General features: G+C 62.4%; 28 protein-coding genes and 1 pseudogene. 17 read left to right on the plus strand and 12 right to left on the minus strand.

Going from position 1 to position 25,518, the window contains the following annotated elements; all coding sequences use genetic code 11:
• The gene (locus tag NKH83_RS01870; RefSeq protein WP_352476196.1) at nt 1–1,245 is read right to left on the minus strand and encodes an ROK family protein; all 1,245 of its coding nucleotides are present in this window, start codon (nt 1,243–1,245) and stop codon (nt 1–3) included.
• 284 nt (nt 1,246–1,529) lie between these two features.
• Here NKH83_RS01870 and xylF point away from each other — a divergent pair, with 284 nt between their 5' ends.
• The 4 genes from xylF to NKH83_RS01890 all read left to right on the plus strand — a co-directional run bounded on the left by xylF (nt 1,530) and on the right by NKH83_RS01890 (nt 6,646).
• On the plus strand, nt 1,530–2,570 hold the full coding sequence (xylF, locus tag NKH83_RS01875; protein ID WP_352476197.1) for a D-xylose ABC transporter substrate-binding protein: 1,041 nt from the start codon (nt 1,530–1,532) through the stop codon (nt 2,568–2,570).
• A 142-nt stretch (nt 2,571–2,712) separates the two neighbouring features.
• Nucleotides 2,713–4,077, plus strand: a complete 1,365-nt coding sequence (locus tag NKH83_RS01880) for a sugar ABC transporter permease (RefSeq protein ID WP_352476199.1) — start codon at nt 2,713–2,715, stop codon at nt 4,075–4,077.
• Nucleotides 4,078–4,092: 15 nt separating this feature from the next.
• Complete coding sequence (locus NKH83_RS01885; protein ID WP_352476200.1) at nt 4,093–4,893, plus strand: ATP-binding cassette domain-containing protein; 801 nt, start codon at nt 4,093–4,095, stop codon at nt 4,891–4,893.
• 130 nt (nt 4,894–5,023) lie between these two features.
• On the plus strand, nt 5,024–6,646 hold the full coding sequence (locus NKH83_RS01890) for a CHASE domain-containing protein (RefSeq protein WP_352476201.1): 1,623 nt from the start codon (nt 5,024–5,026) through the stop codon (nt 6,644–6,646).
• Nucleotides 6,647–6,743: 97 nt separating this feature from the next.
• Here NKH83_RS01890 and NKH83_RS01895 read toward each other — a convergent pair whose 3' ends face one another.
• From NKH83_RS01895 to NKH83_RS01920, 5 genes are all read right to left on the minus strand, one after another.
• Entirely contained in the window at nt 6,744–6,989 is a 246-nt protein-coding gene (locus tag NKH83_RS01895; protein WP_006328050.1) for a YMGG-like glycine zipper-containing protein, read from the minus strand.
• Nucleotides 6,990–7,334: 345 nt separating this feature from the next.
• On the minus strand, nt 7,335–7,505 hold the full coding sequence (locus NKH83_RS01905) for a hypothetical protein (protein WP_352476202.1): 171 nt from the start codon (nt 7,503–7,505) through the stop codon (nt 7,335–7,337).
• A 130-nt stretch (nt 7,506–7,635) separates the two neighbouring features.
• Nucleotides 7,636–8,670, minus strand: coding sequence for a sensor histidine kinase (locus NKH83_RS01910; RefSeq protein WP_352476203.1), 1,035 nt, complete (start codon nt 8,668–8,670; stop codon nt 7,636–7,638).
• 192 nt (nt 8,671–8,862) lie between these two features.
• Entirely contained in the window at nt 8,863–9,027 is a 165-nt protein-coding gene (locus NKH83_RS01915) for a DUF1328 domain-containing protein (protein ID WP_023678541.1), read from the minus strand.
• Between the two features lie 239 nt (nt 9,028–9,266).
• A complete protein-coding gene (locus NKH83_RS01920) occupies nt 9,267–10,061 on the minus strand; it encodes a response regulator (RefSeq protein WP_352476204.1) in 795 nt (264 codons plus the stop codon).
• Nucleotides 10,062–10,275: 214 nt separating this feature from the next.
• Here NKH83_RS01920 and NKH83_RS01925 point away from each other — a divergent pair, with 214 nt between their 5' ends.
• Both NKH83_RS01925 and NKH83_RS01930 read left to right on the plus strand, forming a co-directional pair.
• Nucleotides 10,276–10,479: a NepR family anti-sigma factor gene (locus NKH83_RS01925; protein ID WP_023678543.1), complete on the plus strand. Its 204-nt coding sequence runs from the start codon at nt 10,276–10,278 to the stop codon at nt 10,477–10,479.
• A gap of 3 nt (nt 10,480–10,482) precedes the next feature.
• Nucleotides 10,483–11,034 (plus strand): sigma-70 family RNA polymerase sigma factor, encoded by a 552-nt coding sequence (locus tag NKH83_RS01930; RefSeq protein ID WP_023678544.1) that lies wholly within the window; start codon nt 10,483–10,485, stop codon nt 11,032–11,034.
• Nucleotides 11,035–11,063: 29 nt separating this feature from the next.
• Here NKH83_RS01930 and NKH83_RS01935 read toward each other — a convergent pair whose 3' ends face one another.
• Entirely contained in the window at nt 11,064–11,384 is a 321-nt protein-coding gene (locus NKH83_RS01935) for a response regulator (RefSeq protein ID WP_502895520.1), read from the minus strand.
• 283 nt (nt 11,385–11,667) lie between these two features.
• Here NKH83_RS01935 and NKH83_RS01940 point away from each other — a divergent pair, with 283 nt between their 5' ends.
• Nucleotides 11,668–11,994: an ElaB/YgaM/YqjD family protein gene (locus NKH83_RS01940; RefSeq protein WP_254816582.1), complete on the plus strand. Its 327-nt coding sequence runs from the start codon at nt 11,668–11,670 to the stop codon at nt 11,992–11,994.
• A 10-nt stretch (nt 11,995–12,004) separates the two neighbouring features.
• On the plus strand, nt 12,005–12,484 hold the full coding sequence (locus NKH83_RS01945; protein ID WP_352476207.1) for a hypothetical protein: 480 nt from the start codon (nt 12,005–12,007) through the stop codon (nt 12,482–12,484).
• A gap of 56 nt (nt 12,485–12,540) precedes the next feature.
• Here the strand turns inward: NKH83_RS01945 and NKH83_RS01950 are convergent, their stop codons facing one another.
• Nucleotides 12,541–14,067 (minus strand): sensor histidine kinase, encoded by a 1,527-nt coding sequence (locus NKH83_RS01950; protein ID WP_352476208.1) that lies wholly within the window; start codon nt 14,065–14,067, stop codon nt 12,541–12,543.
• A gap of 143 nt (nt 14,068–14,210) precedes the next feature.
• Here NKH83_RS01950 and NKH83_RS01955 point away from each other — a divergent pair, with 143 nt between their 5' ends.
• Nucleotides 14,211–14,384: a hypothetical protein gene (locus NKH83_RS01955; protein ID WP_352476209.1), complete on the plus strand. Its 174-nt coding sequence runs from the start codon at nt 14,211–14,213 to the stop codon at nt 14,382–14,384.
• A 58-nt stretch (nt 14,385–14,442) separates the two neighbouring features.
• On the opposite strand, the gene NKH83_RS01960 is transcribed toward NKH83_RS01955, so the two are convergent.
• Nucleotides 14,443–15,363, minus strand: coding sequence for a diacylglycerol/lipid kinase family protein (locus NKH83_RS01960; RefSeq protein WP_352704336.1), 921 nt, complete (start codon nt 15,361–15,363; stop codon nt 14,443–14,445).
• Between the two features lie 254 nt (nt 15,364–15,617).
• Between NKH83_RS01960 and NKH83_RS01965 the strand changes: the two genes are divergently transcribed.
• Nucleotides 15,618–16,976, plus strand: coding sequence for a PRC-barrel domain-containing protein (locus tag NKH83_RS01965; protein WP_352476211.1), 1,359 nt, complete (start codon nt 15,618–15,620; stop codon nt 16,974–16,976).
• Between the two features lie 51 nt (nt 16,977–17,027).
• On the opposite strand, the gene NKH83_RS01970 is transcribed toward NKH83_RS01965, so the two are convergent.
• Nucleotides 17,028–18,620 carry an alkaline phosphatase family protein gene (locus NKH83_RS01970; protein ID WP_352649262.1) on the minus strand — a complete coding sequence of 531 codons (1,593 nt, stop codon included), beginning with the start codon at nt 18,618–18,620 and terminating at the stop codon, nt 17,028–17,030.
• Between the two features lie 209 nt (nt 18,621–18,829).
• Between NKH83_RS01970 and NKH83_RS01975 the strand changes: the two genes are divergently transcribed.
• From NKH83_RS01975 to NKH83_RS01990, 4 genes are all read left to right on the plus strand, one after another.
• The gene (locus tag NKH83_RS01975; RefSeq protein ID WP_352801840.1) at nt 18,830–19,762 is read left to right on the plus strand and encodes a VOC family protein; all 933 of its coding nucleotides are present in this window, start codon (nt 18,830–18,832) and stop codon (nt 19,760–19,762) included.
• A gap of 10 nt (nt 19,763–19,772) precedes the next feature.
• A complete protein-coding gene (locus NKH83_RS01980; RefSeq protein ID WP_352505036.1) occupies nt 19,773–20,408 on the plus strand; it encodes an alpha/beta hydrolase in 636 nt (211 codons plus the stop codon).
• The gene (locus NKH83_RS01985; RefSeq protein WP_352476216.1) at nt 20,401–20,700 is read left to right on the plus strand and encodes a GNAT family N-acetyltransferase; all 300 of its coding nucleotides are present in this window, start codon (nt 20,401–20,403) and stop codon (nt 20,698–20,700) included. The genes NKH83_RS01980 and NKH83_RS01985 overlap by 8 nt, the downstream gene beginning before the upstream one ends.
• A 185-nt stretch (nt 20,701–20,885) precedes the next feature.
• Nucleotides 20,886–21,944, plus strand: coding sequence for a dipeptidase (locus NKH83_RS01990; protein ID WP_352476217.1), 1,059 nt, complete (start codon nt 20,886–20,888; stop codon nt 21,942–21,944).
• 42 nt (nt 21,945–21,986) lie between these two features.
• Here NKH83_RS01990 and NKH83_RS01995 read toward each other — a convergent pair whose 3' ends face one another.
• Nucleotides 21,987–22,247, minus strand: a complete 261-nt coding sequence (locus NKH83_RS01995) for a hypothetical protein (RefSeq protein ID WP_352801843.1) — start codon at nt 22,245–22,247, stop codon at nt 21,987–21,989.
• Between the two features lie 353 nt (nt 22,248–22,600).
• On the opposite strand from NKH83_RS01995, the gene betI reads away from it, so the two are divergent.
• The 3 genes and pseudogenes from betI to NKH83_RS02010 all read left to right on the plus strand — a co-directional run.
• Complete coding sequence (betI, locus tag NKH83_RS02000) at nt 22,601–23,296, plus strand: transcriptional regulator BetI (protein ID WP_352801985.1); 696 nt, start codon at nt 22,601–22,603, stop codon at nt 23,294–23,296.
• A gap of 76 nt (nt 23,297–23,372) precedes the next feature.
• On the plus strand, nt 23,373–24,674 hold the full coding sequence (locus NKH83_RS02005) for a flavin monoamine oxidase family protein (protein WP_352801845.1): 1,302 nt from the start codon (nt 23,373–23,375) through the stop codon (nt 24,672–24,674).
• A gap of 27 nt (nt 24,675–24,701) precedes the next feature.
• A pseudogene (locus tag NKH83_RS02010) lies at nt 24,702–24,877 on the plus strand (aspartate aminotransferase family protein); the annotation flags it as partial.
• 73 nt (nt 24,878–24,950) lie between these two features.
• On the opposite strand, the gene NKH83_RS02015 reads toward NKH83_RS02010, so the two are convergent.
• Nucleotides 24,951–25,451 carry a DUF6496 domain-containing protein gene (locus NKH83_RS02015; RefSeq protein WP_352476220.1) on the minus strand — a complete coding sequence of 167 codons (501 nt, stop codon included), beginning with the start codon at nt 25,449–25,451 and terminating at the stop codon, nt 24,951–24,953.
• Between the last annotated feature and the right edge of the window lie 67 nt (nt 25,452–25,518).

The following is a 25,518-nucleotide window of genomic DNA, read 5'->3' on the forward strand; positions in this document are numbered from 1 at the left end:
TCAGGCGACGTTCCTTCTGACGCCGGGCCTCATTTGCGCGCCCGGCGCGAAAATCTCCTGGTCGACGAAGCTTAACGCCCGCATCGCGCAGCCTTCGCGGATCAGCGGCAATTCGTTTGGCTCGGTGTCGAAGGAGATCGAGCCCGAATGCTGGCCACCGGCGGTCTGGGCGATGGCCTTGCGCAAGGCCGGCTCGATCAGATCGAAGGCAGCGGCACTGGCGCCGACCATCGCGACCGGTGCTGGATCGATCAGCGCGAACAGCGAGCCGAGACCGAAACCCAGCGCTTCGCCGGCCTTGCGGTAGGCCTCGCGTTCCGGCCCATCCTTCTCGCGCGCGCGGGCCGCCAGAGCGCGCATGTCGGCGTCGCTGACGTCGGCGATAGGTTCGCTGTCTTCGCTCATCTGCCTGGCGTTGCGCCAGATGGCATAGTTGCCGGCATAGGCTTCGACGCAGCCGCGCCGCCCGCAACGGCAGAGCGCTCCGCCCGGACGATGGATCATGTGGCCAAATTCGCCGCCCGAGGAATGCGTCCCGGTGAACAGTTCGCCCTTCAGCACAAGCCCCATACCGATGCCATGCGAAAGCAGGATGGCGATGAAGTCGTCGCGATAGCGATCCGGATCGCGCCAGCGCAAAGCCACCGCCATCATATTGCAGTCGTTCTCCACCGTGGCCGGGATACCGAATTCGTCCTCCAGCATGTCGGCAAAGGCGATGTCGGTCTGCGGCGTGATCGGCGACCACAGCATGGCGCGTGCAGGGGAGTCGGTAATGCCCTGAATCGCCAGGGCGATGCGGGCGACACTGCGGACGTCAAGGTCTGGGTCCTCAAGCCGGCGCCGGACGATGGCCCTGCATTCGCGGATCAGTTCGTCGCGCGGCATGGTCAGCGTGTCCAGCCGGCGCTGTTCCTCGGCGACCACCTGTCCCGCATAGTCGATAATGGCGGCCGACAGGAAATTCAGCGACAACACCACGGTCAGCACCGCCGCCGCTTCCGGGTTGAGGGCGAGGCCGACCTGCGGACGACCGCGTTTCAACGAAACGGGCTCACTTGCCTTGCTCTCGGCGAGGATGCCTTCCCGTATCAGGTCGGAGGAGATCGCCGATATGGTTGAATGACTGAGGCCGGTGGTGGCTGCGATCTCCGTACGCGATGGCTGGCCGGCCCGGCGCACCGCCGAGATCACCATCGCCCGGTTGCGCCGGCGCAAATCGTCGTGGCGGATTCCGACCGACATCGTTTTGCTTTCCTCCCGGTTGCCGCGGCCGCTCATGAACCGGAAGCCGTCGGTAATGTCCGACAAATAGTGTCAGATGCGGCAAATAGTGTCAGATGCAGGTGGCGCTGTCATCGTTTATTCCGACGCTCGAAAAAACTCGCAGAGTCATCAAAATCCATCACAATCGATGTTGACAGCAGCCGGAGATCGGGCCAGTATTTTTTCGAGGCTCGAAAAAATTAGAGCTTCCAAGCTGGTCGTTGAGCAATTGGTCACGCCGTACGCGGCGCAGGGAGGATATGATGAAGAGATTCACGACCGCCATTCTGGCGGGTGTCGCCATGACGCTGGCGCTGGCGTCGGTGGCGCAGGCGAAAGACAAGGTCATCGGCGTTTCCTGGTCGAACTTCCAGGAAGAGCGCTGGAAGACCGACGAGGCCGCAATGAAGGCGGCCATCGAGGCCGCCGGCGACAAGTATATTTCCGCCGACGCACAGTCCAACCCCGGCAAGCAGCTCACCGACGTCGAGAGCCTGATCTCGCAGGGTGCCAATGCGCTGATCATCCTCGCACAGGATGCCTCGGCCATCGGGCCGGCCGTGCAGAAGGCACTGGACGAAGGCATCCCGGTCGTCGGCTATGACCGGCTGATCGAGAACAAGGACGTGTTCTATCTGACCTTCGACAACAAGGAAGTCGGCCGCATGCAGGCCCGCGAAGTCTTCAAGGTGAAGCCGGAAGGCAATTACGTCTTCATCAAGGGTTCGGGTTCCGATCCGAATGCCGATTTCCTGTTTGCCGGTTCGATGGAGGTGCTGAAGGAGGCCATCGACAGCGGCAAGATCAAGAATGTCGGCGAGGCCTATACGGACGGCTGGCTGCCGGCCAACGCTCAGAAGAACATGGAACAGTTCCTGACCGCCAACGACAACAAGGTCGATGCCGTGGTCGCGGCCAATGACGGCACCGCCGGTGGCGTCGTCGCCGCGCTGACGGCGCAAGGGCTGGCCGGATCGGTTCCGGTCTCGGGCCAGGACGGCGACCACGCCGCACTGAACCGCATCGCGCTTGGCACACAGACCGTGTCGGTGTGGAAGGACGCGCGCGAGCTCGGTAAGAACGCCGCCGAGATCGCCTCGCAGCTTGCCGACGGCAAGCAGATGACCGACATTGCCGGCGTGAAGGATTTCACCACGCCCGGCGGCAACACGGTCAAGTCGCTGTTCCTGACTCCGGTGGCAATCACCAAGGATAACCTCAACGTCGTCATCGACGCCGGTTGGATCAAGAAAGAAGAGGTCTGCGCCGGCGTGGCGGCTGGCACTGTTGCGGTCTGCAACTGAGCCGACGTTTCCGAGAAGTCCGAACGCCGCGGCCGCTCGCCGCGGCGTTTTTTCAAAAAGAATTGTTTTTCCGCTTCCGGCGGATAACTTCTAGGCTGCTTCCGGCATCCGCGGCAGACGGCAACCCGGCGGGAGAAACATGATGACCGACACGACTTCCAACACGCCGGTCGACAGCACGGCAGACCGGGCGCGGGAATCCGAGCTCGGCATCGTTGCCCGGTTTCTCAAGGCAACCGAGATCGACACCCGCATGCTCGGCATGGTCGGCGCGCTGTTGGTCATCTGGATCGGCCTGCATGTCGTTTCCAGCGTACGGCTCGGCGTCAATCCGTTCGACTTCGACAGCCGGACCTTCCTGACGCCACGCAATCTCTGGAACCTCTCGGTGCAGACTTCCGCCGTGGCCATAATGGCCGCCGGAATGGTGCTGGTTATCGTCATGCGCAATATCGACCTGTCGGTCGGTTCCGCCGAAGGCCTGATTGGCGTGGTCATGGGCTTTGCGCAGGTGCATTTCCTGGTGCGAATGATCGGTCTGCAACTCGGCAACCCCTGGATCTGGATCCTGGCGCTGGCCATTGGCCTGGCGCTCGGCCTTCTTATCGGAGCGTTCCAGGGATACATCATCGCTTATCTCGAGGTGCCGGCCTTCATCGTGACGCTGGGCGGCCTTCTGGTCTGGCGGGGTGCCGCATGGTGGGTCGCCAGCGGTCAGACGATTGCGCCGCTTGATGCCACGTTCCAGCTGATGGGCGGTGGGCCGGCGGGTTCGATCGGCGCGCGATGGAGCTGGATCGTCGGAATTATCGCGTGCCTGGCGGTTGTGTTCATGCTGCTCAACGGGCGGGTGCAGCGCAAGCGGTTCCGCTTTCCGTTGCGCCCGATCTGGGCCGAGACGTTCCTCGGTGTCCTCACCTGCGCTGTGATCATGGGGGCCATATGGCTCGCCAATTCCTATCCTTGGCCGGTCGGCATCGTGAACAGATACGCGGCGGCCAACAATATAACGGTTCCCGAAGGCGGGCTGTTCATCGCCCATGGCATCGCCATACCCGTGCTGATGGCTGTGGCGGTCGGGCTGATCATGACCTTCATCACCAAGCGTACCCGTTTTGGCCGCTATGTCTTCGCTATCGGCGGCAATCCGGAAGCCGCCAACCTTGCCGGTATCAACACGCGGTGGGTGACCATGAAGGTGTTCATGATCATGGGCGTGCTGGCGACGATCGCCGCGGCGATCTCGTCAGCCAGGCAGAACTCGTCGACCAATGCGCTGGGCACGCTAGACGAACTGCTGGTCATCGCCGCCGCGGTCATCGGCGGCACGTCACTTGCAGGCGGCTCCGGCACGGTGCTCGGCGCCATGCTCGGCGCCCTTTTGATGCAGTCGCTGCAATCCGGCATGGTGCTGCTCGGCATCGATTCACCGCTGCAGAGCATCGTCGTCGGTGCCGTGCTGGTGCTCGCGGTCTGGCTCGATACCGTCTATCGCAAACGCGTTTAGGGAGGAGGAACGATCATGGCCGACAAGACCGCTCCCACGGGCACGCCGCTGATCGACATGCGCAACATCTCGATCGCCTTCGGCGGCATTCGCGCTGTCGACGATGCCTCGGTCGATCTTTTCCCGGGCGAGGTGATGGCTTTGCTCGGCCACAACGGTGCCGGCAAATCGACGTTGATAAAAATCCTGTCCGGCGCCTACAGGCGCGATGCGGGCCAGATTTTCGTCAACGGCGAGGAGGCTTCGATCTCCAACCCTCGCGACGCCAAGAAGTACGGCATCGAGACGATCTATCAGACGCTGGCGCTGGCCGACAATGTCGATGCGGCCGCCAACCTTTTTCTCGGCCGCGAGCTGATGACCGGCTGGGGTACGCTCGACGACGTCGCCATGGAGGCCGAGGCGCGCAAGGTGATGGGCAGGCTCAATCCGCGTTTCCAACGCTTCAAGGAGCCGGTGGTAAAGCTTTCGGGCGGGCAGCGGCAGTCGGTGGCGATCGCCCGCGCCATCCTGTTCAATGCTCGCATTCTGATCATGGACGAGCCGACGGCGGCACTCGGGCCGCAAGAGACGGCGCAGGTCGGCGAACTGGTCAAGCAGCTCAAGGCCGACGGCATCGGCATCTTCCTGATCAGCCATGATATTCACGACGTGTTCGAGCTTGCCGACCGTGTCTGCGTCATGAAGAACGGTCGGGTTGTCGGCACGGCGCGCACAACCGACGTCACCCAGGACGAAGTGCTCGGCATGATCATCCTCGGCAAGTGCCCACCCGGCGCCATTCCGGGGCCGGGCGCGCTGAAGATCGCCGCATGAACGAGAATTAGCCGGCTAATCACAAGCCGCCAAAATATGCCAGCCGTCACCATGCTTTGGCCTGGGCATTGTGTTGGCGTCGGGACTTGCCCATAAAAGATGCCGAACCGTCCACGGGACGTATCAGCAATTGAAGAAGCTGTTTCCGACCGTCGCTTTTATCGCCGTCGCGCTGATCAGCCTGACGATGGCGGGCTTTGCCTATTTTGCCACCCAGGAGGCGGCCCGCATAAAATTCGAGGCGACGGCGGACGACGCGCTTAACCGGATCGAAAGCCGCATCGACCTGGACCTGTCGCTGCTGCGCTCAACGCGAGCGCTGTTCGACGCTCGCAATGGCGGTATCTCGCAAGGCGAGTTCAAGGCTTTCTTCAACGCGCTCGACATCGACAATAATTTCGCCGGCCTGCGCGGCATCGGTTTCCTCCGCCTGGCGAAAACTGGCAACGAGGCGGCGGTCGAGCGCGACATCCTGCACGATCACGGCGCAAGCCATCCGATCTACCCCGACACGAACTTACCGTGGCGTACGCCCATCGTGCTGTTCGAACCGCTGGATCCGTCCAACCAATCCAGCATCGGCTACGACATGTTCACCGGGCCGGCGCGGCGCGAGGCGATCGAAAAGGCGATGGCCGACGATCAGCAGCACGCCAGCGGGCTCGTGCAGCTCGGCAAGGATACGGGTGCCGCGCAGACCTTTACCGGGTTCCTCGTCTTCGTCCGGCTCAATGTCGAAACCGCGCCGGACGCCGTGAACGCGACGAGATCCTCGACTGCCGGCTTCCTTTATGCGGCCTTCCGCGCCCGTGACCTGTTCCAGGCTGCGCTCAGTCGGGCACCATTGCTGCCGGTCAACACCGAGATCTATGACGGCACAGTTGACAGCGACAACCTGCTGTTCCAATCGGAAACGCCGCCTGTTTCGAGCCTCGGCGACAGGCTGCTGGTCACCCGCAAGATCACCGTCGCCGGCCGGCCGTGGGTCGTCCTGTTCAGGCCGACAAGTGCTTTCTCGCAACCTTCCTCGCGCGCCATCCCGGTGATGCTCGGATTGTTCGGACTGCTGCTTGCGGGCGCCATCGCGCTGGTGGCCCGCTATCAGGAGCGGGCCTATGAGGCGATCTCGCTGCTTCACGAAACGACCGAAAAGAGCCTGCTGGAAAAAGACCTGATGCTGCAGGAGATGAAGCATCGCATCAAGAACTCGATCACGCGGGTGCTGGCAATCGCGCGCCAGACAGCATCGCACACTACCGACGTCCAGGAATTCTCGGCTTCTTTCTCGGCCCGGCTGCAGGCGATGGCGGCTTCCCAGGACATGCTGACGCGCTCACGCTGGCAGAAAGCCGATCTCGGCGACCTGCTGCGCATCGAGCTAGGCCAGGTGTTCGGCAGTGAGCTTCCTGAAGGGCTGCTGTCGGGACCGCAGGTTCTTCTCGATGAAAAGACGACGCAGGCACTCGGCCTCGTCTTTCACGAACTGGCGACTAACGCGCTGAAGCATGGCGAAGCCGGCAATTCAGTCGGTGCGCTGAAGGTCGACTGGTCGCTCGAAGGAGGTAGCGGCGCCCGGACACTGGCCCTCAACTGGCGCGAGGCCGGTCAGAAGAAGCTCGCGACACCGGCAAAGAGCGGTTTTGGCACCAGACTGATCGATCTCAACATCACACGCGAATTGCGTGGCACAATCAGGCGCGATTTTCGCGAAGATGGCTTGAACGTGGAAATCAGGGTTCCGCTGCCGGCCTGAAACGCCTCTCGCGGGCCGCGTCGCAACAGCGCTTCAAAGGGCAAACGCGAAGACAGGTGGCCTGCCTCCGCGTTTGCTATTCGCCTGGAGCTCGAAACTAGTTGCAGCGAGCTGTGTAAATCCGGCCGTGACGATCTCTGTATTGGCAGTAGCCATTTTGCAGACGGCGAACCAGCAGACCGCCAATCGCACCAGCGCCAGCGCCGATCAAAGCGCCCTTGCCGCCGCCGACAGCGCCACCAATGAGCGCGCCGCCCACAGTGCCGATACCCACGTTCTCTTCCGTGGTGGTGCAGCCGCTGACCGCAACCACGGCAACCATGGCAATAATCATCTTCCGCATGAAGTCATCCTCACTTTTGTCCTCACTTTAATAAGCTCCAGCCGCCATTTAGCATGAAAGTTCGGCCTTTGCCCGCACGATTTCATTGTTGATTAAGATAGTCTTTTTCGGGGCGTGCGCCGTTCGATGCTACCACGAACCCGGAAATCTCCAAGGACGCATCGAGCGTGCCGTCGGGACGCACGTTGCAGACGATCCTGTCACAGTCGTCCTCGAGCGCCGGATCGACGGCAAGGCATCTGGCGACGAGATGCTGGGCCTGGCCTTGCAGGTCGGTGACCGCGAACGGGCGCGGCCGAGTACTCGGGCAGTGGTTTCAAAGCGATCAAGCAGAGGCGAACTCGATCAGATCAACTGGGACGCTGCGGTCAGGACGATCGCGGCCATAAGCGCGACGGCGGCGAAGCGGAGGGGCGAAGCACGAGGCGCGGGCGCTGCGGACGCTTCGGGATCCTGAAAACCGCCCATCGAGACACGAGCGGCCTGTTCCAGTCTGTTCAAGTCGGCAGCCGTCAAGGCCCATTCCTTTCATTTTGTGCCAAACTCAATCGATGGATTGACACGTCGGACAGGATCGGACTTTATGGTGAACAGTCGGTTAAAGTTGGCGATGCGCAGAAGCCTTCTCGCGGCGGCTGCCGTTCGTTCAATCCGTCTCGAAATTGCCGTGAGGAACAAGAAGGCGGTATTCGAGGCGGTTCCCGGTGATCTCAAGTGTCGCCGTTCCATTCAACGATGTGGGTACGACGCGTTCAAGCGCGACGCTGCCAAAACGCTTCTCGCTACGCTGATTGTCATTGGCTCCGATCACTTCGGCCCATGTCAGCGACAGCGCAGGCTCGCCAGCGGAAGCTGCCGTCAGATCGGCCGTCACCTCGACGAAACCGTCGCTGCGCGACAGCGCGCCATAGCTGACCGAATTGAGGGCGAGCTCATGCATGGCCAAGCCGATGTGCAAGGCGGCATTGGGGTTGAGATATGGATTTGCGCCGCGGAAACGCAGGCTGTGTAAGGGGTCCGCGCCGTACCTGCCGACCTGACCGGAAACCAGCTCGCGCAGCGCTGCGCCCCGCCAGTTGGATGACGTGACCAGGTCCTGCGAGGAGGCCAGCGACTGCAATCGGCCCCGGAAACGCGTCAGGAAATCGTCAATGCTGCCGGAGTAACGGCCCGTCTGGGTGGCGATGCTCTGGATGATGGCCAAAAGGTTCTTGGAGCGATGACTGACTTCACGCAGCAGCGCCTTCAGCGTCTGCTCCCGGCGTTTCTGCTCGGTTGTTTCGACCATCGTGGTCACGATGCCCTGCACCGCGCCGGTGTCGCTGCGGTCGGCGTCGATCCACACCTGAAACCAGCGGGCGCCATCATCGGCCGGCACGCTGAGTTCGAGATGTTGAGGATTGCCGGAGACGATGACGTCGTGCTTGGCAGCGCCGATACGCTCTGCCTGCGCCGGCGGCAAGATGCCGTTGTTGTCGGAGGCATCGGAAGTCCATGGTGCGCGCATGTTGCGCGCCCACACGGTTTTCATCTCGCGATCTTGGTATAGAACGGAAACCCCGGCATTGTGCAAAGCGTGAAGAAGGGCTCGGCCAAGCTGCATTCCGCTTTCGGCGGGATGCGGAGCGATGATCTCATCACTCTGGCCGCGGTCTTTCATTTTTCCGACTCTGGAACGCATCGGTCAATTTTGCTCAACCCACGTCGGGCTGAACGGCTCAGGGAAAAATGGGTTCCAAAAGGAGGAGCTGCGGATCAAGCCCTAAAAAGCGGTCCGCCGAGCGGCATCCCGTTGGAGGACACTGCCCGGCGGTGGCTGGAAACCGTTTGAGGGGTGCGGCTTCCAGTGTTCGCTTGAATGGCCGCTTCGCATTCACGCCCGTCTGATCAGGCCGGCAATTAGCGATATGATCAGGAAGGCGAGAAAGATGAAGAACAATATCTGCGCTATGCCGGCCGAGGTGCCAGCGATGCCGCCGAAACCAAGCGCACCGGCGATAATCGCCACGACTAGAAATACGAGCGCCCAGTAAAGCATGATCCATCTCCTTCCAATGCTGCGGTGAAAACGTGATTCGCCTCCGTTTGTTCCACCATTTCCCGAAAAAGACGATGCTGAAAATCGTTGCGGCCCGAATTGCTGCGATGTGTGCGAAAAGGTCCTCGTCAGGTTCGGCAGCAGTTGGCTGTCGTGTGTTAAGCCGGCGTCACGCCCCATCTGGTCCAAGAGGAGTGGCTATCCCACACCCTGGCGGCGGCAACTCGGCCGCCCGATGTTCATGCCGCGGCTTTCGCGTGCCGGTCAAAGAACAGGGCCTGGCTGATAAGAGCCTTGACCATATCCGGGTTGAACGGCTTGGTGACGAGGAAAGCCGGTTCCGGCCGCTCGCCGGTGAGCAGGCGCTCGGGAAAGGCGGTGATGAAGATCACTGGCACCGAGGTGGACGACAGGATCTCATTGACGGCCGCGATGCCCGAACTGCCGTCGGCAAGCTGAATATCGGCAAGCACCATCTTTGGCCGCGTCTTGCCGAACATCGCCACCGCCTCGGCGTGGGTGCGCGCCGTTCCGACGACGCGGTGGCCGAGGCTTTCGACCATTTCCTCGATATCCATGGCGATCAGCGGCTCATCCTCGATGATCAGCACATCGGTTGCCACCTGGCGGGAGATCTCGTTGCTCGCCTGCGCGAGAAGTTCGGAGAATTCCTGTTCGTCGACGTCGAGAATCTCCGCCGCCTCGTCTTCGCTGAAGCCTTCGACCGCGACCAGCAGAAAGGCTTGGCGGGGACGAGGCGCAATTGCATTCAGATTGGCCGCGGCACGCTGTTCCCATGCCGACTGGGCATGCTCCTGCGGAACGCGAATGGCCACTGAGGTGAAGAGCTTGGCAAAGACCTTGTAGAGCGCGATGCGGTCGTTCGATGCGTTCGGAAAGATGTCGACATCGGCAATGATGGCCTCGAGCATTGCGGCGACCAGCGCGTCGCCGCTCTCCTGCGATCCGGATACAGCGCGCGAGAAGCGGCGCAGGAACGGCAGGTGCGGAGCGATGGTTGCTGATAGGCTCATATTGGACGTCTCCCTCATATGACGTGATGCATGTTACAGCTAAAAACGGTTCGCAGGGCCCAGGGTGAAAACGCAGGTTCTGCGAAAAAGTTCCGATCATGCGGAACTAAGTATATGGGCTGGCGTTTAAGGGCGGGTTGGGCAACCAGACGAGGCTGCCGCTTGCCTTGCGTTATGTGTTGAAGGGCGGCTTAAGGCTGGGACAAAAGGGCGAATGAAGAACATGACGAAAGCTACCATGGGTGGCGTTGGCAACGGGCGCCGGGCTGCTTCCCGCGACCCGCTTGGGCCGAACTCGGAAATCGGCCGCAAACTCAAACAATACTACGACGAGCTGGTCTCCGACAATGTGCCGGATCGCTTCGCCCAACTGCTCAGCCAGTTGGAAAAGGCCGAACCTGTACAAAAGAAGGACTGAGGCATGGCGGCCGTCTCCCAGGGCTTCAAGACCGACTTGCTCGGCTCGATCCCGAGCCTGCGGGCTTTTGCCGTGTCGCTGACGCAAAACGCCGACAAGGCCGACGACCTGGTGCAGGAAACATTGGTCAAGGCCTGGGACAAGCATGAAAGCTTCCAGCCCGGCACCAATCTGAAGGCATGGCTGTTCACGATCTTGCGCAACGAATTCTATTCGCAGATGCGCAAGCGCGGCCGCGAGGTGCAGGACAGCGATGGCGTCATGACGGCCAGGCTTGCCGTTCACCCGGCCCAGCACGGCCAGCTTGACCTCGAGGACTTTCGCGGCGCGCTCGAATTGCTGCCAGAAGACCAGCGCGAAGCCATTATCCTCATCGGCGCGTCCGGCTTCTCCTACGAGGAAGCGGCCGAGATCTGCGGCTGCGCCGTCGGAACGATCAAGAGCCGCGTCAGCCGCGCCCGCACACGGCTGCAGGAAATCCTGAAGATCTCCGGTGAAGACGAGTATGGCCCGGACGCAATTTCGGCTCAGGTAACCGGGTCGACGGCTGCGTGAAGCGCGGCGTGTTCGAACCGCTCCGCGCCTCAGCGGAGAGTCGTTCGCCTGCAGGCCGCCGCCACTGCCTCGACGAGATCGTCTCCCGAATAGGGCTTGGTGACCAGTCTGACGCCGGGAAAGGATTTCTTGATCTCGTTCGTATCCGAATAGCCGGAGGCGAAGACGAACGGGATGCCCGCTTCACGCAGCCGCGAAGCAAATTGGAGCGTCGAAACGCCGCTCAGCATGAGGTCGACTATGGCGACATCGAACTGCGCGGCAACGTCTTGCTGTTCGATCTCAGTCAGATCACGGGCGATGACCACATTGAGCGCGCCGTAGTCGCGGCAAAGCTGCTCGATATCCATGGCAATCAGGAACTCATCTTCCAGGATAAGAATCCGCAAACCGTCAAGTGATGCGCGCACGCAGCAATATCTCCTTAAATGCGTATCGTGAAACGAGGGAAGTCATGATCGTTATTTGGCATGCTGTCATTTAAAAAAGACGTGCCGGCGCGGATGCGTCGGCCTCGGCCCATGCAAGGCATTTGCAACGCGCGCTGCCGGAGATAGGGTTAGAAGAGGTTCGCGCCGGAACCTTGGGGTCTGTCGGGCGTTTCGACCGAGCAAAATCATGGAGAGTGAAGCAATGGCGACTGCCGCAGGTAAGGCCGGGAACGAAGCCCGCACGAATTCCGATATTGAGGCCGACATCGCACAATTGAAGGCCGACATCGATCAACTTACCAAGCTGTTGGCCAAAACTGGCGAACATGGCTACGGGGCGGCGCGGCGAGTCGCCGCCGAAAGCGTCGAGCAGTTGCGAACCCAGGGCGAGGCAGCCTTCGATAGCTTGCGCACCAACGCCAGGGACATCGAGGCGCAGATGATAGCGCATATGCGCGAAAAACCGGTGACTTCGCTGGCGATCGCCGCAGGCGTCGGATTCCTCTTCGCGCTTCTCGCGCGCCGCTAGTTCTGCACGCATGGGAATGCTTGCATCGCTGATCTCGGGCCTTGCCTCGGGCGAAACCATTGCGGCGGTGCAGCGCGTGCGCGTCGCTGCGATTGTCTATTCGGTCGCAGCGCTCGCGGCGCTGTGCGGCCTCGGCTTCCTCGTCGGGGCGGCCTATATCTGGGTGGCGGCACGCTATGGGCCGATGGCAGCTTGCCTGAGCTTCGGGATCGGATTTCTGGCAATCGCCGGTCTCATCCTGCTCGTCTACCGCATGTCGGCCGGCTCGCGCGCCAGGCGCCGGGCGAAGCGACGCAACGCCGACATTAAGGCTATCGGCATCACTGCGGCACTCGCCGTGCTGCCGGCGCTGCTCAAGGGCAAAGGTGGCCTGGCGAAGGGCGGGTTGGGCGCCATTCTCGGCCCGGCGATAGCACTCGCTGCCTACGCCATCTACCGCGAGAACGTGAAGCGCGGCTCGGATGATCCGGATACCGGCAAACGCGAATAGTTCGGAGGGGATAGTTCGGGGCAAACGATTCTGGCGCCGGTCGCAAAATGCCGGCGTCACAAATCTTCGAGCGGAATCGATATTTCGGCGACAACGCCATCCGGCCGGAATTCATGGGTCACCTCGCTGGAAATGACCTTGGCCAGGCTGCGGCGGATCAGGATCGAGCCGAAGCCATGGCGTTCGGGCGGCGCAACCCGCGGTCCGCCGCTTTCGCGCCAGGCCAGCAACAGACGCCGTGCACCCTTCCTCCCTTGTACCTTCCAATCGAGATCGACCTTTCCGGAAGAAACCGAGAGCGACCCGTATTGCAGTGCGTTGCTTGCCAGTTCATGCAGGATCAGCCCGAGCCCGACTGCCTGGTCGGGTGAGAGCAAGACATCGGCGCCGGAGATCGCCATCCGCGATTGTCCGGCGGCTTGGAACGGCTTTACCTCGATCTGCACCAGCTCGCGGATGCCGATGCCCCGCCACTCGCGGTCCGACAGCAGGCTGTGCGCAACGCCCAGTGCCTGCAGCCTGGCACTGAAGGCGCCGAGGAATTCGCTTGGCTGGCGGGCATGGCGAACGGTCTGCGTGGCCAGCGCCTGTACAGTTGCCAACGTGTTCTTGACGCGATGATTGAGCTCGCGCAGCAACAGCCGTTGGCGTTCGTCGCCTAGCTTGCGTTCAGTGATGTCGTAATTGACGCCGAAGATCAGCGTCGGCTTGCCCTCGCCGTCGCGCTCTATGACGCGGCCGCGCGTTGCGATCCATCGTGGCGGATCGAGGCCTCTGACACGGTATTCGCCAAAATAGTCATCGCTGCCGGTCAGCGCGTCGCGAAAGCGTGTTTCGGTCTGGTGAACGTCGCGCGGGTCGATGGCGGTCAGGATGTCGCGCGCCCTCAGTCTGTTCGACTTCGGCAGGTTGAACAATTCGGGCAGCAGGACGTCGCAGTCGATCATGTCGCTGCGGATATCCCATGCCCAGCTGGCAAGCGAAGCCGCATCGAGCGCGATAGCGCGCCGCTTTTCCTCTCGAACCAATGCGGCCTTGGCGATCGCCGCGCTGCGGGTTGCATCCTTCAGCGTGAACAGGCTGGCGGCGAGCCCAGCGAGCGCCGACAACTGGTCGAGCTGGACAGAGGAGGGATGTGCGTGCGGCTTCCGGTCGAGCACGCACAGCGTGCCGATCAGCGCGCCGTCGATCATGATCGGCACGCCTGCGTAAAAGCGGATATGATGCTCGCCGGTGACCAGCGGATTGGCTTTGAACCGCGGATCGGCCGCCGCGTCGGCCACCACCATCGGCACGTTGCCGGCTGCGATGGCATAGGCACAGAACGATGTCTCGGTTGCGGTTTCGGTCTGGTCGAGGCCGATACAGGACTTGAACCACTGCCGCTCGGCGTCGACCAGCGTGATCAGTGCGACAGGCGTTTGCATCGCCGAAGCGGCAAGACCACCGATACGATCGAAGTCAGGGTCGGCAGCCCTGTCCAGCGCGTCGAGGCCGTGCAGCACGGCAAGACGGTCCGCGGCGCCCACCACACGGCGAATATCGGCCGGCAGGCCCGGCGTGTTCTGGCTATTGTCGTCCACTATGCCCCCAGTGGCCGGCTCTGATTGATCAGGCCAACCGGCCCGTTTGCCGCCTTGCAGAGCCGGAACTTTCGCTGCGGGGGACCGTTACCAGCCAACGCCCCGCCAGTTACGCCTGCCGGCGCCAAATATGGAGCCAGACAATGCCAAAAACCATTCCTGAAAACAAAGCCCGTCAAGGACGGCAGGGTCGGCATGTCCTTCGTATCCTGATCGCCGCGCTGTTGCTGGCTTTTATCGCCTGGGGCGTCGCCGAAATCTACGGCTGGATGATCGAGACGCCGAAGACCGAACAGAGCAACACGCCCAGCGGCTAGGTTCTCCCCATCGCTCGTGCCAGATCGCATCACGCAACCCCACATCAGGCATCCCACGTCAGGCAACCTTTGCCTCGGCGGCGCGCGCCGGGACGAGAACATTCAACGCGCGCGGATGGATTTCGACGGTCGTCTCGCGATCGAGCTTTACCAGTTCACCGTCCATGACGGCCTGAACTTTCCTGTTCGTCGAATGGATTTTCAAAACGGCGCGGTTTGCCTGATGGATTTCGACATGCTCGTTGCCGCGCCATTTCCCACGGGCGACGTCAAAGAGGAACCTGATCAATTCGCCGCGCCGCCGTGCCACGGTGACATAGATGCCCAGCACGCCGCCTGCCGGATCATCGGCATAGGGCAGGTGTCCCTCGCCAAACAGATTGTTGGTGATGCCGATACCGGTGATCCGGGTTTTGATCTCGGCCTCGCCGATCGTCAGCGTTACGTTCATCGCCGGCGGGTTGTTGATCGTTGCCCAAGCGGCTCGCACCGAGGCACGCATCTTCCCCAGCCGCGAGCCGAATTCCATCTTCTGGCGCAGTTGCACCATCCTGGCATGCATGCCGATCGAGAATTGATGCACGAAAGGCCGGCCGTTGGCTGTTGCAATGTCAATCGCCATCACCTCGCCGTCGGCAAACGATTTCAGCGCCGCATCGAGGGTCTGCGGAATACCGAGGCCGCGCGCAAAAAGGTTCATTGTGCCAGCCGGCAGAATTGCCAGTGCCTTCTCCCCATTCATCAAACGGGCTGCCGCGGCCGAAATGGTGCCGTCGCCGCCGCCGGCCAGCACGGCGTCGATGCCGCGCCTGGAAGCTACGCCGTCCAGTGTGGCGACGATATCCTTGCCGGCAACGATTTCGATATCGATCGAGTGGCCGGCAGTCTCAAGCGTGCTGCGCATCCGACTGGCGAAGGCCTCAAGATCGATGGTGCGCAGGGTGCCGCCGTCCTTGTTCAGCACCGCTGCAAACCGCATGGCCGTTCCATTTTTTCCAGCACCTATCCGGCCGGGACGGGGTCCCAGCCGGGAGTGGAACGGCGCGGCCGAGAAAATGTTCCTTTCGACCAGCGCGGTGAATCCGAGAACCATTGACATCGTACCGGGTGCACCACGGCTTTTTTCGGAACAACAGTGTGGTCACAACGTTGTGAACATGCAGAAGACGCTGCGCCCGCAGTGACGCCAGGCGGGCAGGGCGTGCACGAAATCACCGACGAGGAGACACTAAGATGATCCGCACCCTTTTAACCACGACAGCAGTCGCAACATTGATTGCGACGGGTGCCTTTGCGCAGTCGGCGACGACCCCGGCGCCGGCGCAACCACCCGCAGTAGAGAACCCCGCCCCAGCCGCTCCGGTGCAACGGGCCGAGGGCAGCCTTGCTACCAACATCATCGGCGAATCCGTCTATAACGGCACCGGGGCCGATGCCCAGAATATCGGCAACGTCAGCGACATCGTCTTCGACGAGCGCGGCGAGGTAAAATCCGTCGTCATCGGCGTCGGCGGATTCCTGGGCATCGGAACCAAGAATGTCGCCTTCGACTACGGCAAGATGCAATGGGCAGAAAAAAACGGCGACCGCTGGCTGATAGCTCAGACGACGAAGGATGAGTTGACGGCTCAGCCGGATTTCGACCGGAAGCCTTACGATCCGCCTCCGCCGCCAGCTTCGGCCGATAATGCGGCACCCGCCGCCCCTTCGGCTTCCACCAGCGCGCAAAATACAACGCCAGCGCCTGCCGCGCCGGCTGAGCCAGTGAAGCGCGCCGAAGGCAATCTCGCCACCAATATCATCGGCGAGACCGTCTATAACGGCACCGGCGACGACGCCCAAAACATCGGCGACGTAAACGACATCGTCATCAACAAGGAAGCCAAAGCGCAATCGCTGATCATCGGCGTCGGCGGCTTCCTCGGCATCGGCGAAAAGAACGTCGCCTATGATTTCGACAAGGCGCAGTGGGCCGAGAGGAACGGCGATCGCTGGCTGGTCGCGCAAACCACCAAGGAAGAGCTGCAGGCGCAGCCGGACTTCAACCGCAAGGCCTATGATCCGGCGCCGGCATCCACTGCTTCGAACGATGCCAATGCGCCTGCCACCGTCACGCCTACCGTGATGGCCAGCAACACCGCGTCGACCAACAACACTGCGACGACCAATAACGCCGACCAGGCCGGCAAGACGGCTCAAAACGCCCCAGCGCCCGCAACGGCCGACCAGACCAAGACCGGGTCGATCGACAAGTCGACGTTGACTGAAATGCCGATCGGCCAGATCCGGGCCGAGGATCTGGTTGGAACGACCGTTTACGGCGCCAACGATGTCAACGTCGGCGAGATCGGCGATATCGTGCTGGGCGCCGATAAAAAGGTCGATGCAGTCATTATCGATGTCGGCGGGTTCCTCGGTGTCGGCGAGAAGGAGGTGGCGGTCGGCATGGACAACCTGAAATTCATGACCGACAAGAACGGCAAGCGCTATCTCTACACGAACTTCACCAAGGAGCAGCTCGAAGCGCAGGCCCCCTATGACAAGGCCAGCTATGCGCAAAACCGCGACAAACAGCGCATGATCATGCGCTAGCAGCACACAGGTCGACAGAGAAGCCCGCGCCGGCAACGGCGCGGGCTTTGTTTATGTCGAGGGAAAGCCGGCGACATGGCCGGCAACGCCATTGTCCGTCAATTCGGCGAGCGCCAGAGATTGGTCGAGATGCTCGGCCCGCCAGGCAAGCAGCCTTTCGGCAAGTTCCAACCGCACCGGCAGATAGGCTGGGTCGTCAGCGACGTTGGTCAGCTCGCCGGCATCTTTTTCCAGGTCGAAGAGCAAGGGCGGCAGGCCGCCCCCGAAATTCACATATTTGAACTTTTGGGTGCGGATGACGGCGAGATTGCACTGACGCGGACCGATACTGAAATAGCGTTCTGCATCACCATCGGCGATCGAGCGGAAATCGAACTCCCAATGCGCCGCATCGCGCCAATCGTCCGGCTCCGTTGCGTCCAGGAAAGGCGCCAGCGAGCGGCCGTCGAGATGCGGCAGCACTTCGCCGCCGGTGAGCTCGAGCCCAGTGAGCTCGAGCAAGGTCGGTGCCAAATCGACTGCCTCGGTGAAGCGGTCGACACTGCTGCCGGCAGCCTTGCGGCGGCGCGGATCGCGAATGATCAGCGGAATATGGAAGCTGCCGTCGAAGAAGCCGCCCTTGCCCAGCATGAAATGATCGCCCATCATCTCGGCGTGGTCTGAGGTCAGCACGATGACGGTGTCGTCCCATGCATCGGCCGCCTTGACCGCTTGCCAGACACGGCCAAGCTGCGCGTCGACCTCCGAGATCATGCCGTAATAGAGCGCCCGGATGCGGCGAAAACTATCGTCGCTCCAGTCGCGCACCTTACCCTCCGAGCCGGGGCGGAATTTCGACCGTTCCTGCCGGTCTAATTCATAGGCGAGATAGGGGTGGCTTGCTGCTTCGGCCTGCCAGCTTTCGGCGCGGTCAAAAGCTGGGCCCACGGCCGGATCGTACATGGTGTTGTAAGGCGCCGGCACGATGAAGGGCGGATGGGGGCTGATGAAGGAAAGGTGCGCGAACCACGGCGCATCGTGCTCCTGCTCGCCGACCCAGCGGATGAATTCGCCAGCCAGGAAGGCCGACGGCGTCTCATCCTTCGAATAGGCTGGCGGGGCGTTGCTGATCTCGCCGTCGTTTTCCAGGATTTCGCCCGCCGGGCGGTGGATGTCGGGGGAGCCGGCGCCGGCATCGACGCCGCGCGCCTTGAGCCATGACAGCCAGGGCCTCTGGTGCTCGGGCAGAAGCTGGCGCACGGTAAAGCCCGGCAGCACGCCTTCATAACTCTTCAGCTGCGGGTCGCCAGGCGCCAGCGTGCGCGGGTCGCGCGCGGTGTCGGTATAACCGAACAGCGTCGGATCATAGCCGAGGGCGCGCGCCCAGAGCGCTATGTTGCCGTGGCGGGCGTCGAGCGGTGTGCCGTTGCGGCAGACACGATTGTTCATCTGGTAAAGGCCGGTGTAGAGGCAGGCGCGCGCCGGCGAGCAAGGTGCGGCGCCGCCATAGTGCTTCCGGAACAAAACGCCCTCGGCAGCCAGCGCGTCGGCATTCGGCGTCCTTACCACCTTGTGCCCAGCAGCTGACAGACAGCCGCCGCGCCATTGGTCGCAGGTGATCAGGAGAATGTTGGGGCGTTTTCCACTCAACCGCTGTATCCTCATGCTGGCTACATGCGTCGCTCATGGAGCGCAATTTCGGCGCGTATGCAAGCCGGTCCAGTTTGCCGAATGGTGAACAGAACCTGCTTCATCGTTCACTTTAACAGCACAGTCCATTCTGTGTTTGCCGCCTTTGCGGCCAGGAGGCGGATGCTCATATTCGCGTGGACAGCGGCAAGGGCCGCACCGACACAAGGAAAGGAGCAACAGACATGCTCGACCAGGTCAAGGGCCTGCATCACGTCACCTCGATGGCCAGCGATGCGCGCCAGAATAATGAATTCTTCACCGGGACGCTCGGCCTGCGGCGGGTCAAGAAAACCGTCAATTTCGACGCACCCGACGTCTACCACCTCTATTACGGCGACGAGGTCGGCACGCCCGGCTCGGTGATGACCTACTTCCCGTTCCCGAACATCGGCAAAGGCCGCCATGGAGTCGGCGAAGTCGGCACCACCGCTTATTCGGTGCCCGAGGGCACGCTCGGCTATTGGGAGAAACGGTTTGCCGAGCAAGGTGTCACCGGGCTGTCCCGCGAGGAGACGTTCGGCGAGAAGCGCCTTGCGTTCGCCGGTCCCGACGGCGACGGGTTTGCGCTGGTCGAGGACAGAGCGGACAGCCGTGCGCCATGGCCCAGGGGTGGCATCCCCACCGACGAGGCGATCCGCGGCTTCCACTCGGTGTCGCTCAGGCTGAAAGATGGCGGCGCCACCGAAGAGCTGCTGAAATTCATGGGTTATGAGGAGGTCGACAAATCCGGCAACGTCAGGCGGCTGGCGGTGAAGAACGGCAACGGCGCCGATGTGGTCGATATCGAATCGCTGCCAGGGGCCGGCTTCGCCAATCTCGGCGCCGGCTCTGTCCACCATGTCGCTTTCGCCGTCGAGAACCGCGCCAAGCAGCTCGAAGTGCGCAAGGCGCTGCTCGATACAGGTTATCAGGTGACGCCAGTGATCGACCGCGATTATTTCTGGGCGATCTACTTCCGCACACCGGGCGGCGTGCTGTTCGAAGTCGCCACCAACGAGCCGGGCTTCGACCGCGACGAGGATACCGCCCATCTCGGCGAGGCGCTGAAACTGCCGTCGCAACACCAGCATTTGCGGCCCTATCTCGAGCAGCATCTGCAGAAACTGGAAGACTGAGGGCAAGGTTATGAGCAAGGATTCGTATATTCACAAGGTGCTGCCCGGTTCGCCGGGCGGACCGTTGCTCTTCGTCTTCCATGGCACTGGCGGCGACGAGGATCAGCTTCTGTCGCTTGGGCGCGATCTTGCGCCGCAAGCGACGATCGTTGCCCCGCGCGGCGATGTCTCGGAACAAGGCGCCGCACGCTTTTTTCGTCGTACCGGCGAGGGCGTTTACGACATGGGCGACCTAACGCGAGCGACGGACAAGATGGCCGGCTTCGTCAAAGCGCATGTCGAGGCGGCAAAGCCATCTTCGGTGCTAGGCCTCGGTTATTCCAACGGCGCCAACATCCTGGCCTCGGTGCTGTTTGCCGAGCCGTCGCTGTTCGACGCAACGGTGCTGATGCATCCGCTGATCCCGTTCGAGCCGGAGGTCAAGGGCAGCCTTGGCGGCAGCCGCATCCTGGTCACCGCCGGCAGGCGAGACCCGATCTGTCCGCCTAATTTGACGGCGCGGCTCGAAGCCTATTTGCGCGCCGATGGCGCCGATGTCACAGTCGAGTGGCATGACGGCGGCCATGAGGTGCGGCCGGGCGAGATCGAGGCGGCGCGGCAGTTGTTCGCCGTGGCGTCGGATGAAAGGACCGCAAGCCATGTCTGACCTATTGCCGGAGATTGAACTGGAGGACCGCGGCTCGAAGGGCCGCTACTTGCTGCGTGGGCCGGGCGGCGCCGAGGCGGAGATGACCTTCACCAAGATCGGCGAGCACCAGATCATCATCGACCATACAGAAGTGCCGGATGCGTTTCGCGGCCAGGGCGCGGGACTTCGCCTGGTCACCCGTGCCGTCGAGGATGCGCGTGCGGCGGGCAAGACGATCATCCCGCTTTGCCCGTTCGCCAATGCTCAGTTCCGCCGCCATCCGGAATGGGCGGACGTGCTGAAGCGGTAAGAGGCAGCCCCTCGGTGAATGACAGGAGAAAGGGTGCGCGGCTTTACCGCGTGCCCCTTCAACCATTGGCGGCGTACAAACACAAGGCAAACACGCGGGATTTGCGCAGAGCGCCCGTCTTGCCTAAGTATTGGCAACAACCGGCTCGCCTTCTGCGGACCGACCACTTCAACCGAATGGCCCCCATGACCGAATCCGATCTCGTTCCCGTCTTCGACGGCCACAACGACACGCTGCTCAGGCTCTACCAGTCGAAGGATGCGGACGTCGAAAAGCTGTTCGTCGAGGGGACGCCGGGTGGCCATATCGACCTGCCGCGCGCGAAGAAAGGCGGATTTGCCGGCGGCATGTTCGCGATCTTCCCGCCGCCTGCCGAGAAATCCAAACGCGGTGCGGTGCCGCTGGCGCCGAGCGACAGCGAGCCCTTGCCGCCCGAGGTTCCGCGCGCCGATGCGCTCAACTCCACCGTAGCGATGGCCTCGATCCTGTTCAGGCTGGAGCGGGCTTCGGCGCTTACCGTCTGCCGCAGCGCCGGCGATGTGAGGAAGGCGATGGCGCAAGGCTCGATTGCGGCGGTGTTTCATATCGAAGGGGTCGAGGCGATCGACCCTGAGCTCACCCTGCTCGACGTTCTCCACGCGGCCGGCCTGCGCTCGCTAGGCATCGTCTGGAGCCGTCCCAATGCCTTCGGCCACGGCGTGCCGTTCCGCTTCCCCTCGTCGCCCGATACAGGGCCGGGGCTGACCGATGCCGGCAAGGCGCTGGTGAAAGCCTGCAACCAGCTGAAGATCATGATCGATCTTTCGCATCTCAACGAAAAAGGTTTCCGCGACGTCGTCGAGATCAGTGACGCACCGCTGGTCGCGACCCATTCAAACGTGCACGCGATCTGCGGCCATTCGCGCAACCTCACCGAATGGCAGCTCGGCGCGATCCGCGACTCCGGCGGCATGGTCGGGCTGAACTTCGCCACCGGGTTCCTGCGTGAGGACGGCAGGATGAACGCCGACACCAGCCTCGACATCATGGTGCGCCATGTCGATTCACTGCTGCAGGCGCTGGGCGAAGACGGCGTCGGCCTGGGCTCGGATTTCGACGGCGCCATGATCCCGGCCGTGATAGGCGACGTTGCCGGCCTGCCAAGATTGCTCGACGCTTTCGCGGCGCGCGGCTTCGGGCGCGCGCTGATCGAGAAGATCGCCTATCGCAACTGGCTCGGCATCTTGGAGAAGACCATCGGCTAAGCGGGTGATGCCGGCTTGTCCGGAACACAGTTTGGAGGCGGACTATTCGAAACCCATGCGTTTAAGCCAGTCCTGGCCGACGCCGCGGTCGCGGATGATCGGCAGCGGATCGGTCGAATCCAGCCTCGCACAAATGCGGTAGACCTCCAGCGTTTCAGCGCTCATCTCGCCGCGCTTGTAGAAGAACATGGCCGCGGCATAGCGGGTGCGGCCCGACCATTTTTCGCCGAGCGGCGTGTTGACCAGCTGCCACTGTTCGGCGGCTTCAGCGTCGATTTCGTGACTGTCGATGTCGTCGGCCATATTCAGAAATCCGCAGGCGGATTGGCAGTGCGGCGGCCGAGCTTGATGACCAGCCGCGGCACCAGTTTGGCACGCTTCAGCAGCTTTTGATATTGCAGCTCGCGCCTGGCGTAGATCTCGACCCAAGGTCCGCTGCAGGCGGACTCGGCGGCGCTGATCTGGTCCGCGTGCCGGGATCGTTGCCTTTCGCCGATGGCGCCTTCGACGTCGTTTTCTCCAAGGATGCAATCTCGACGAGAACATTCGAATATGGGCAGCCATGCAGAAGGTGCTTGACAGTGCCAAACACCGTCCCACTGATCTTCGCGGCCGAAGCCGGTCGGCTAGCCGGCGATGCTGGAGACCGTTACCCGATGAAGACAACAGAGGCGCGCGAAGCCCTCCTCGAACCGGCGCGAAAAAGCGATTCCGATAAGCGCGGCCGCAAAGCGTCGAAAGAGACGAGGCAGGTTCAACTGATCGAAGCGACTATCGATTCATTGGCCAAGCGCGGCTATTCGGAAACGACTATGGCCGACGTCGCCGACGGCGCCGGCCTGTCGCGCGGCATCGTCAATTTCCATTTCGAGAGCAAGGAGAAGCTGCTCGTCGCCACTTTGCAGTACATGCATGACGAGTATTCGGCGCATTGGCGCAGCGCCTTGCAAAGGGCCGGCGATGATCCCGCCCGCCAGCTGCAGGCATTGGTGGCGGCCGATTTCGACCGCTCGATCTGCAACAAGCGGAAGCTGGCTGCCTGGTGTGCCTTCTGGGGCGAGGCCAAATCGCGACCGAAATATCAGGCGCTGAGCAGCGCACGCGATGCCGTCTACCAGAACATCTTCATCGATCTTTGCGCGGCGCTCAAGCAGAGCGGCTTCTATGCCTATGAGCCGCAAGTCATGGCGCTGGCGCTCAGCGCCATGCTGGATGGTCTGTGGCTGCATTTGATGATGGGCACCGAGGACGCCACACGCGAGACGGCGCTGCAGGCCGCGAATGAGTTCCTGTCTGCGGCATTCCCCAAGCACTATCCGAACTTCGCAGCCCGCGGTGCCAGGCCGGCGTGAACCATCAAAAAGAGGGTGGACCAGCAATGAAGACAATGATCCGGCCCCTGACATTCGAGAAGATCAAGGCCGGCTAATGAAGTTCAAGATCGAACGAGCCGATGTGGCGATCGTCGGCGCCGGCTTCACCGGCCTGTCGGCCGCGCGTGAATTGGACCACGCCGGCATCGATGTCGTGCTGCTCGAAGCCCGCGACCGTGTCGGCGGCCGCGTCGAAGCTGTGCAGAACGGGCTCGGCGAGCGGATCGACAGCGGCGGCCAGTTCTTGTGCGAAGACATGCCGGAATTAATGGCGCTGGTACGAGCGCGCGGCAAGACATTGGTCGAGACCCATGTCGCAGGCGAATTCGTCACGCAGCCGCGAATGGGCGAGGCGCAAGCCGGGCGCACTTACGGCACCGCGATGCGAATGCGCGAGCGGATGAACGCGATCGCACCGAACGACCCGACCATTGCCGGCTTGACGGTCGCGGCATGGCTCGATCGCCAGGCCGATCCCGACGATGCGAAGGCCGCCTTTCGGTCGATGATCGAGGGCCTGTGGTGCCTGGCAATGGAAAGGCTGCCGCTGTGGTACTTGATCGACAATGATCGCCGCATCACCAACGAGGTGTCGGAGCTGCAGTATTTCGTGGGCGAAACCATGCATTCGCTGGCGGATGATCTTGCGCGGGATCTCGGCGATCGACTGCGGCTGAGTACAGCTGTCGAGGCCATTGAGCACGGCCCGGGAGGGGTTCGCGTCGTTTCGCCTGCCGGCGCGATCGAGGCACGAGCGGTACTGGTCGCCGTACCGCCGATGATGGCCTCGAGAGTGGATTTCGTGCCGCCGCTGCCGGCTGTGCTGAAGAGGGCCCTCAGCGTCTGGCAAAGCGGCGCGGTGATCAAGATGCTGGTGCGCTACCCCAAGGCTTTCTGGCGCGACAGGGGCTTGAGCGGCATGGTGATGTGGCGCGACCCGCACGGGCTTTTTGCCTGCGATGCCAGCAGGGACGAGGATCATGCAGCACTTGTCGTCTTCATCGGCGGGCCGCTGGCGCAGCGCTGGCGGGATATGGACGACGCGGCGTTACGCGCAAAGGTGACGTCAAAGCTGGAAGAGGCGCTCGGTATCGAGGCGGCCGGCATTATCGATCTCAGTTATCGCGACTGGACCGGGGATCGCTGGAGCGGCGGCGGTTACAGCGATCTGATCGTCGATGCGACGGCAACGGATGCCGAACGCATTATCCGTGCGGGCGCTCCGCTGGTCCATTTTGCCTCGTCGGAGCTGTCGCCGTCATTTCCGGGCTATGTCGAGGGCGCCATCGTCGCCGGCCGCATTGCTGCCCGAAAAATTATTCAGTCGGCCATCGACAGCAGAGCCTCGGGGCCATAAGCGAGGCAGATCAAGCTGCGGAGCGGGATCGACACGCATTGCCGCGAGCTCGGCCTGCTGGTCAGGCCGCTGATCAATATGTGCGTCATGTCCCGGCGCTGATCATCACGCGCGAGCAGATCGACGACATGGTGTCGATCCTGCGCCAAGGTATTTCGCGCACGATGGACGATCTGCGCCGGGAAGGGGTGTGGCGGGGATAAGCGTTTATGACTGGCGATCTCGCCGGTCGTTTGGGCCATATCGGGTTTCCAGGAGGCGAACTGCCGTCCTGAACTATGCGTGCTGTGCCCGCGTTCTGGCGGCCTTCTGCGCCGCCGCCTTCCTTCCGCTGGCGCCTTTCGTCTCGGCGGCCTTCTTCGCGGCGGCCGAGCGCTCCTCAGCCGTCCGGCGCGAGGCCGCACGCTTGGCCTGCTGCGAGAGCGCCTCGTGCGACGCCGTGCTCTTCGGCTCGTGCTCGAGCACCTTGGAGACGGCCTTCGAGACCCGCGGGCGGCGTTTCGGCGTGCGTTCGCCCTGGCCGGCCTCATAGGCGTATTCGGCGCTCTTGCGCGTGCTCTCCTTCACCTTGCCCTTTTTGGGCGGGGGCAGGTCTACGCCTGCGCGCCTGGCCTCGGAAAGCCCGATGGCGATAGCCTGCTGGGTCGACCGCGCGCCGTGCTCGCCGCGGCGGATTTTATCGATCTCCTCGTGCACGAACTCGCCGGCCTGGGTGCTCGGCGATTTGCCCTCGCGCTTGTCCTTTCGGGCCTTCTCGATGGTTTTCTTGTCCGGCATTGTCTTTCTCCCACATACGGGTTGCGACAGCCTTTCGGGTTGCCGCTTCGCGCGGTCTTATGAGGAT

This window comes from Mesorhizobium sp. M0909 (assembly GCF_040319515.1).
Classification (GTDB): domain Bacteria; phylum Pseudomonadota; class Alphaproteobacteria; order Rhizobiales; family Rhizobiaceae; genus Mesorhizobium.

Excerpts from the sequence above, each read along its gene's own strand:
- NKH83_RS01870 (WP_352476196.1), bottom strand. The coding sequence starts at position 1,245 with ATGTCGGTCGGAATCCGCCACGACGATTTGCGCCGGCGCAACCGGGCG.
- xylF (WP_352476197.1), top strand. The coding sequence starts at position 1,530 with ATGAAGAGATTCACGACCGCCATTCTGGCGGGTGTCGCCATGACGCTG.
- NKH83_RS01880 (WP_352476199.1), top strand. The coding sequence starts at position 2,713 with ATGACCGACACGACTTCCAACACGCCGGTCGACAGCACGGCAGACCGG.
- NKH83_RS01885 (WP_352476200.1), top strand. The coding sequence starts at position 4,093 with ATGGCCGACAAGACCGCTCCCACGGGCACGCCGCTGATCGACATGCGC.
- NKH83_RS01895 (WP_006328050.1), bottom strand. The coding sequence starts at position 6,989 with ATGCGGAAGATGATTATTGCCATGGTTGCCGTGGTTGCGGTCAGCGGC.
- NKH83_RS01910 (WP_352476203.1), bottom strand. The coding sequence starts at position 8,670 with ATGCGTTCCAGAGTCGGAAAAATGAAAGACCGCGGCCAGAGTGATGAG.
- NKH83_RS01915 (WP_023678541.1), bottom strand. The coding sequence starts at position 9,027 with ATGCTTTACTGGGCGCTCGTATTTCTAGTCGTGGCGATTATCGCCGGT.
- NKH83_RS01920 (WP_352476204.1), bottom strand. The coding sequence starts at position 10,061 with ATGAGCCTATCAGCAACCATCGCTCCGCACCTGCCGTTCCTGCGCCGC.
- NKH83_RS01925 (WP_023678543.1), top strand. The coding sequence starts at position 10,276 with ATGAAGAACATGACGAAAGCTACCATGGGTGGCGTTGGCAACGGGCGC.
- NKH83_RS01930 (WP_023678544.1), top strand. The coding sequence starts at position 10,483 with ATGGCGGCCGTCTCCCAGGGCTTCAAGACCGACTTGCTCGGCTCGATC.
- NKH83_RS01935 (WP_502895520.1), bottom strand. The coding sequence starts at position 11,384 with ATGGATATCGAGCAGCTTTGCCGCGACTACGGCGCGCTCAATGTGGTC.
- NKH83_RS01940 (WP_254816582.1), top strand. The coding sequence starts at position 11,668 with ATGGCGACTGCCGCAGGTAAGGCCGGGAACGAAGCCCGCACGAATTCC.
- NKH83_RS01945 (WP_352476207.1), top strand. The coding sequence starts at position 12,005 with ATGGGAATGCTTGCATCGCTGATCTCGGGCCTTGCCTCGGGCGAAACC.
- NKH83_RS01955 (WP_352476209.1), top strand. The coding sequence starts at position 14,211 with ATGCCAAAAACCATTCCTGAAAACAAAGCCCGTCAAGGACGGCAGGGT.
- NKH83_RS01960 (WP_352704336.1), bottom strand. The coding sequence starts at position 15,363 with ATGCGGTTTGCAGCGGTGCTGAACAAGGACGGCGGCACCCTGCGCACC.
- NKH83_RS01965 (WP_352476211.1), top strand. The coding sequence starts at position 15,618 with ATGATCCGCACCCTTTTAACCACGACAGCAGTCGCAACATTGATTGCG.
- NKH83_RS01970 (WP_352649262.1), bottom strand. The coding sequence starts at position 18,620 with ATGAGGATACAGCGGTTGAGTGGAAAACGCCCCAACATTCTCCTGATC.
- NKH83_RS01975 (WP_352801840.1), top strand. The coding sequence starts at position 18,830 with ATGCTCGACCAGGTCAAGGGCCTGCATCACGTCACCTCGATGGCCAGC.
- NKH83_RS01980 (WP_352505036.1), top strand. The coding sequence starts at position 19,773 with ATGAGCAAGGATTCGTATATTCACAAGGTGCTGCCCGGTTCGCCGGGC.
- NKH83_RS01985 (WP_352476216.1), top strand. The coding sequence starts at position 20,401 with ATGTCTGACCTATTGCCGGAGATTGAACTGGAGGACCGCGGCTCGAAG.
- NKH83_RS01990 (WP_352476217.1), top strand. The coding sequence starts at position 20,886 with ATGACCGAATCCGATCTCGTTCCCGTCTTCGACGGCCACAACGACACG.
- NKH83_RS01995 (WP_352801843.1), bottom strand. The coding sequence starts at position 22,247 with ATGGCCGACGACATCGACAGTCACGAAATCGACGCTGAAGCCGCCGAA.
- betI (WP_352801985.1), top strand. The coding sequence starts at position 22,601 with ATGAAGACAACAGAGGCGCGCGAAGCCCTCCTCGAACCGGCGCGAAAA.
- NKH83_RS02005 (WP_352801845.1), top strand. The coding sequence starts at position 23,373 with ATGAAGTTCAAGATCGAACGAGCCGATGTGGCGATCGTCGGCGCCGGC.
- NKH83_RS02015 (WP_352476220.1), bottom strand. The coding sequence starts at position 25,451 with ATGCCGGACAAGAAAACCATCGAGAAGGCCCGAAAGGACAAGCGCGAG.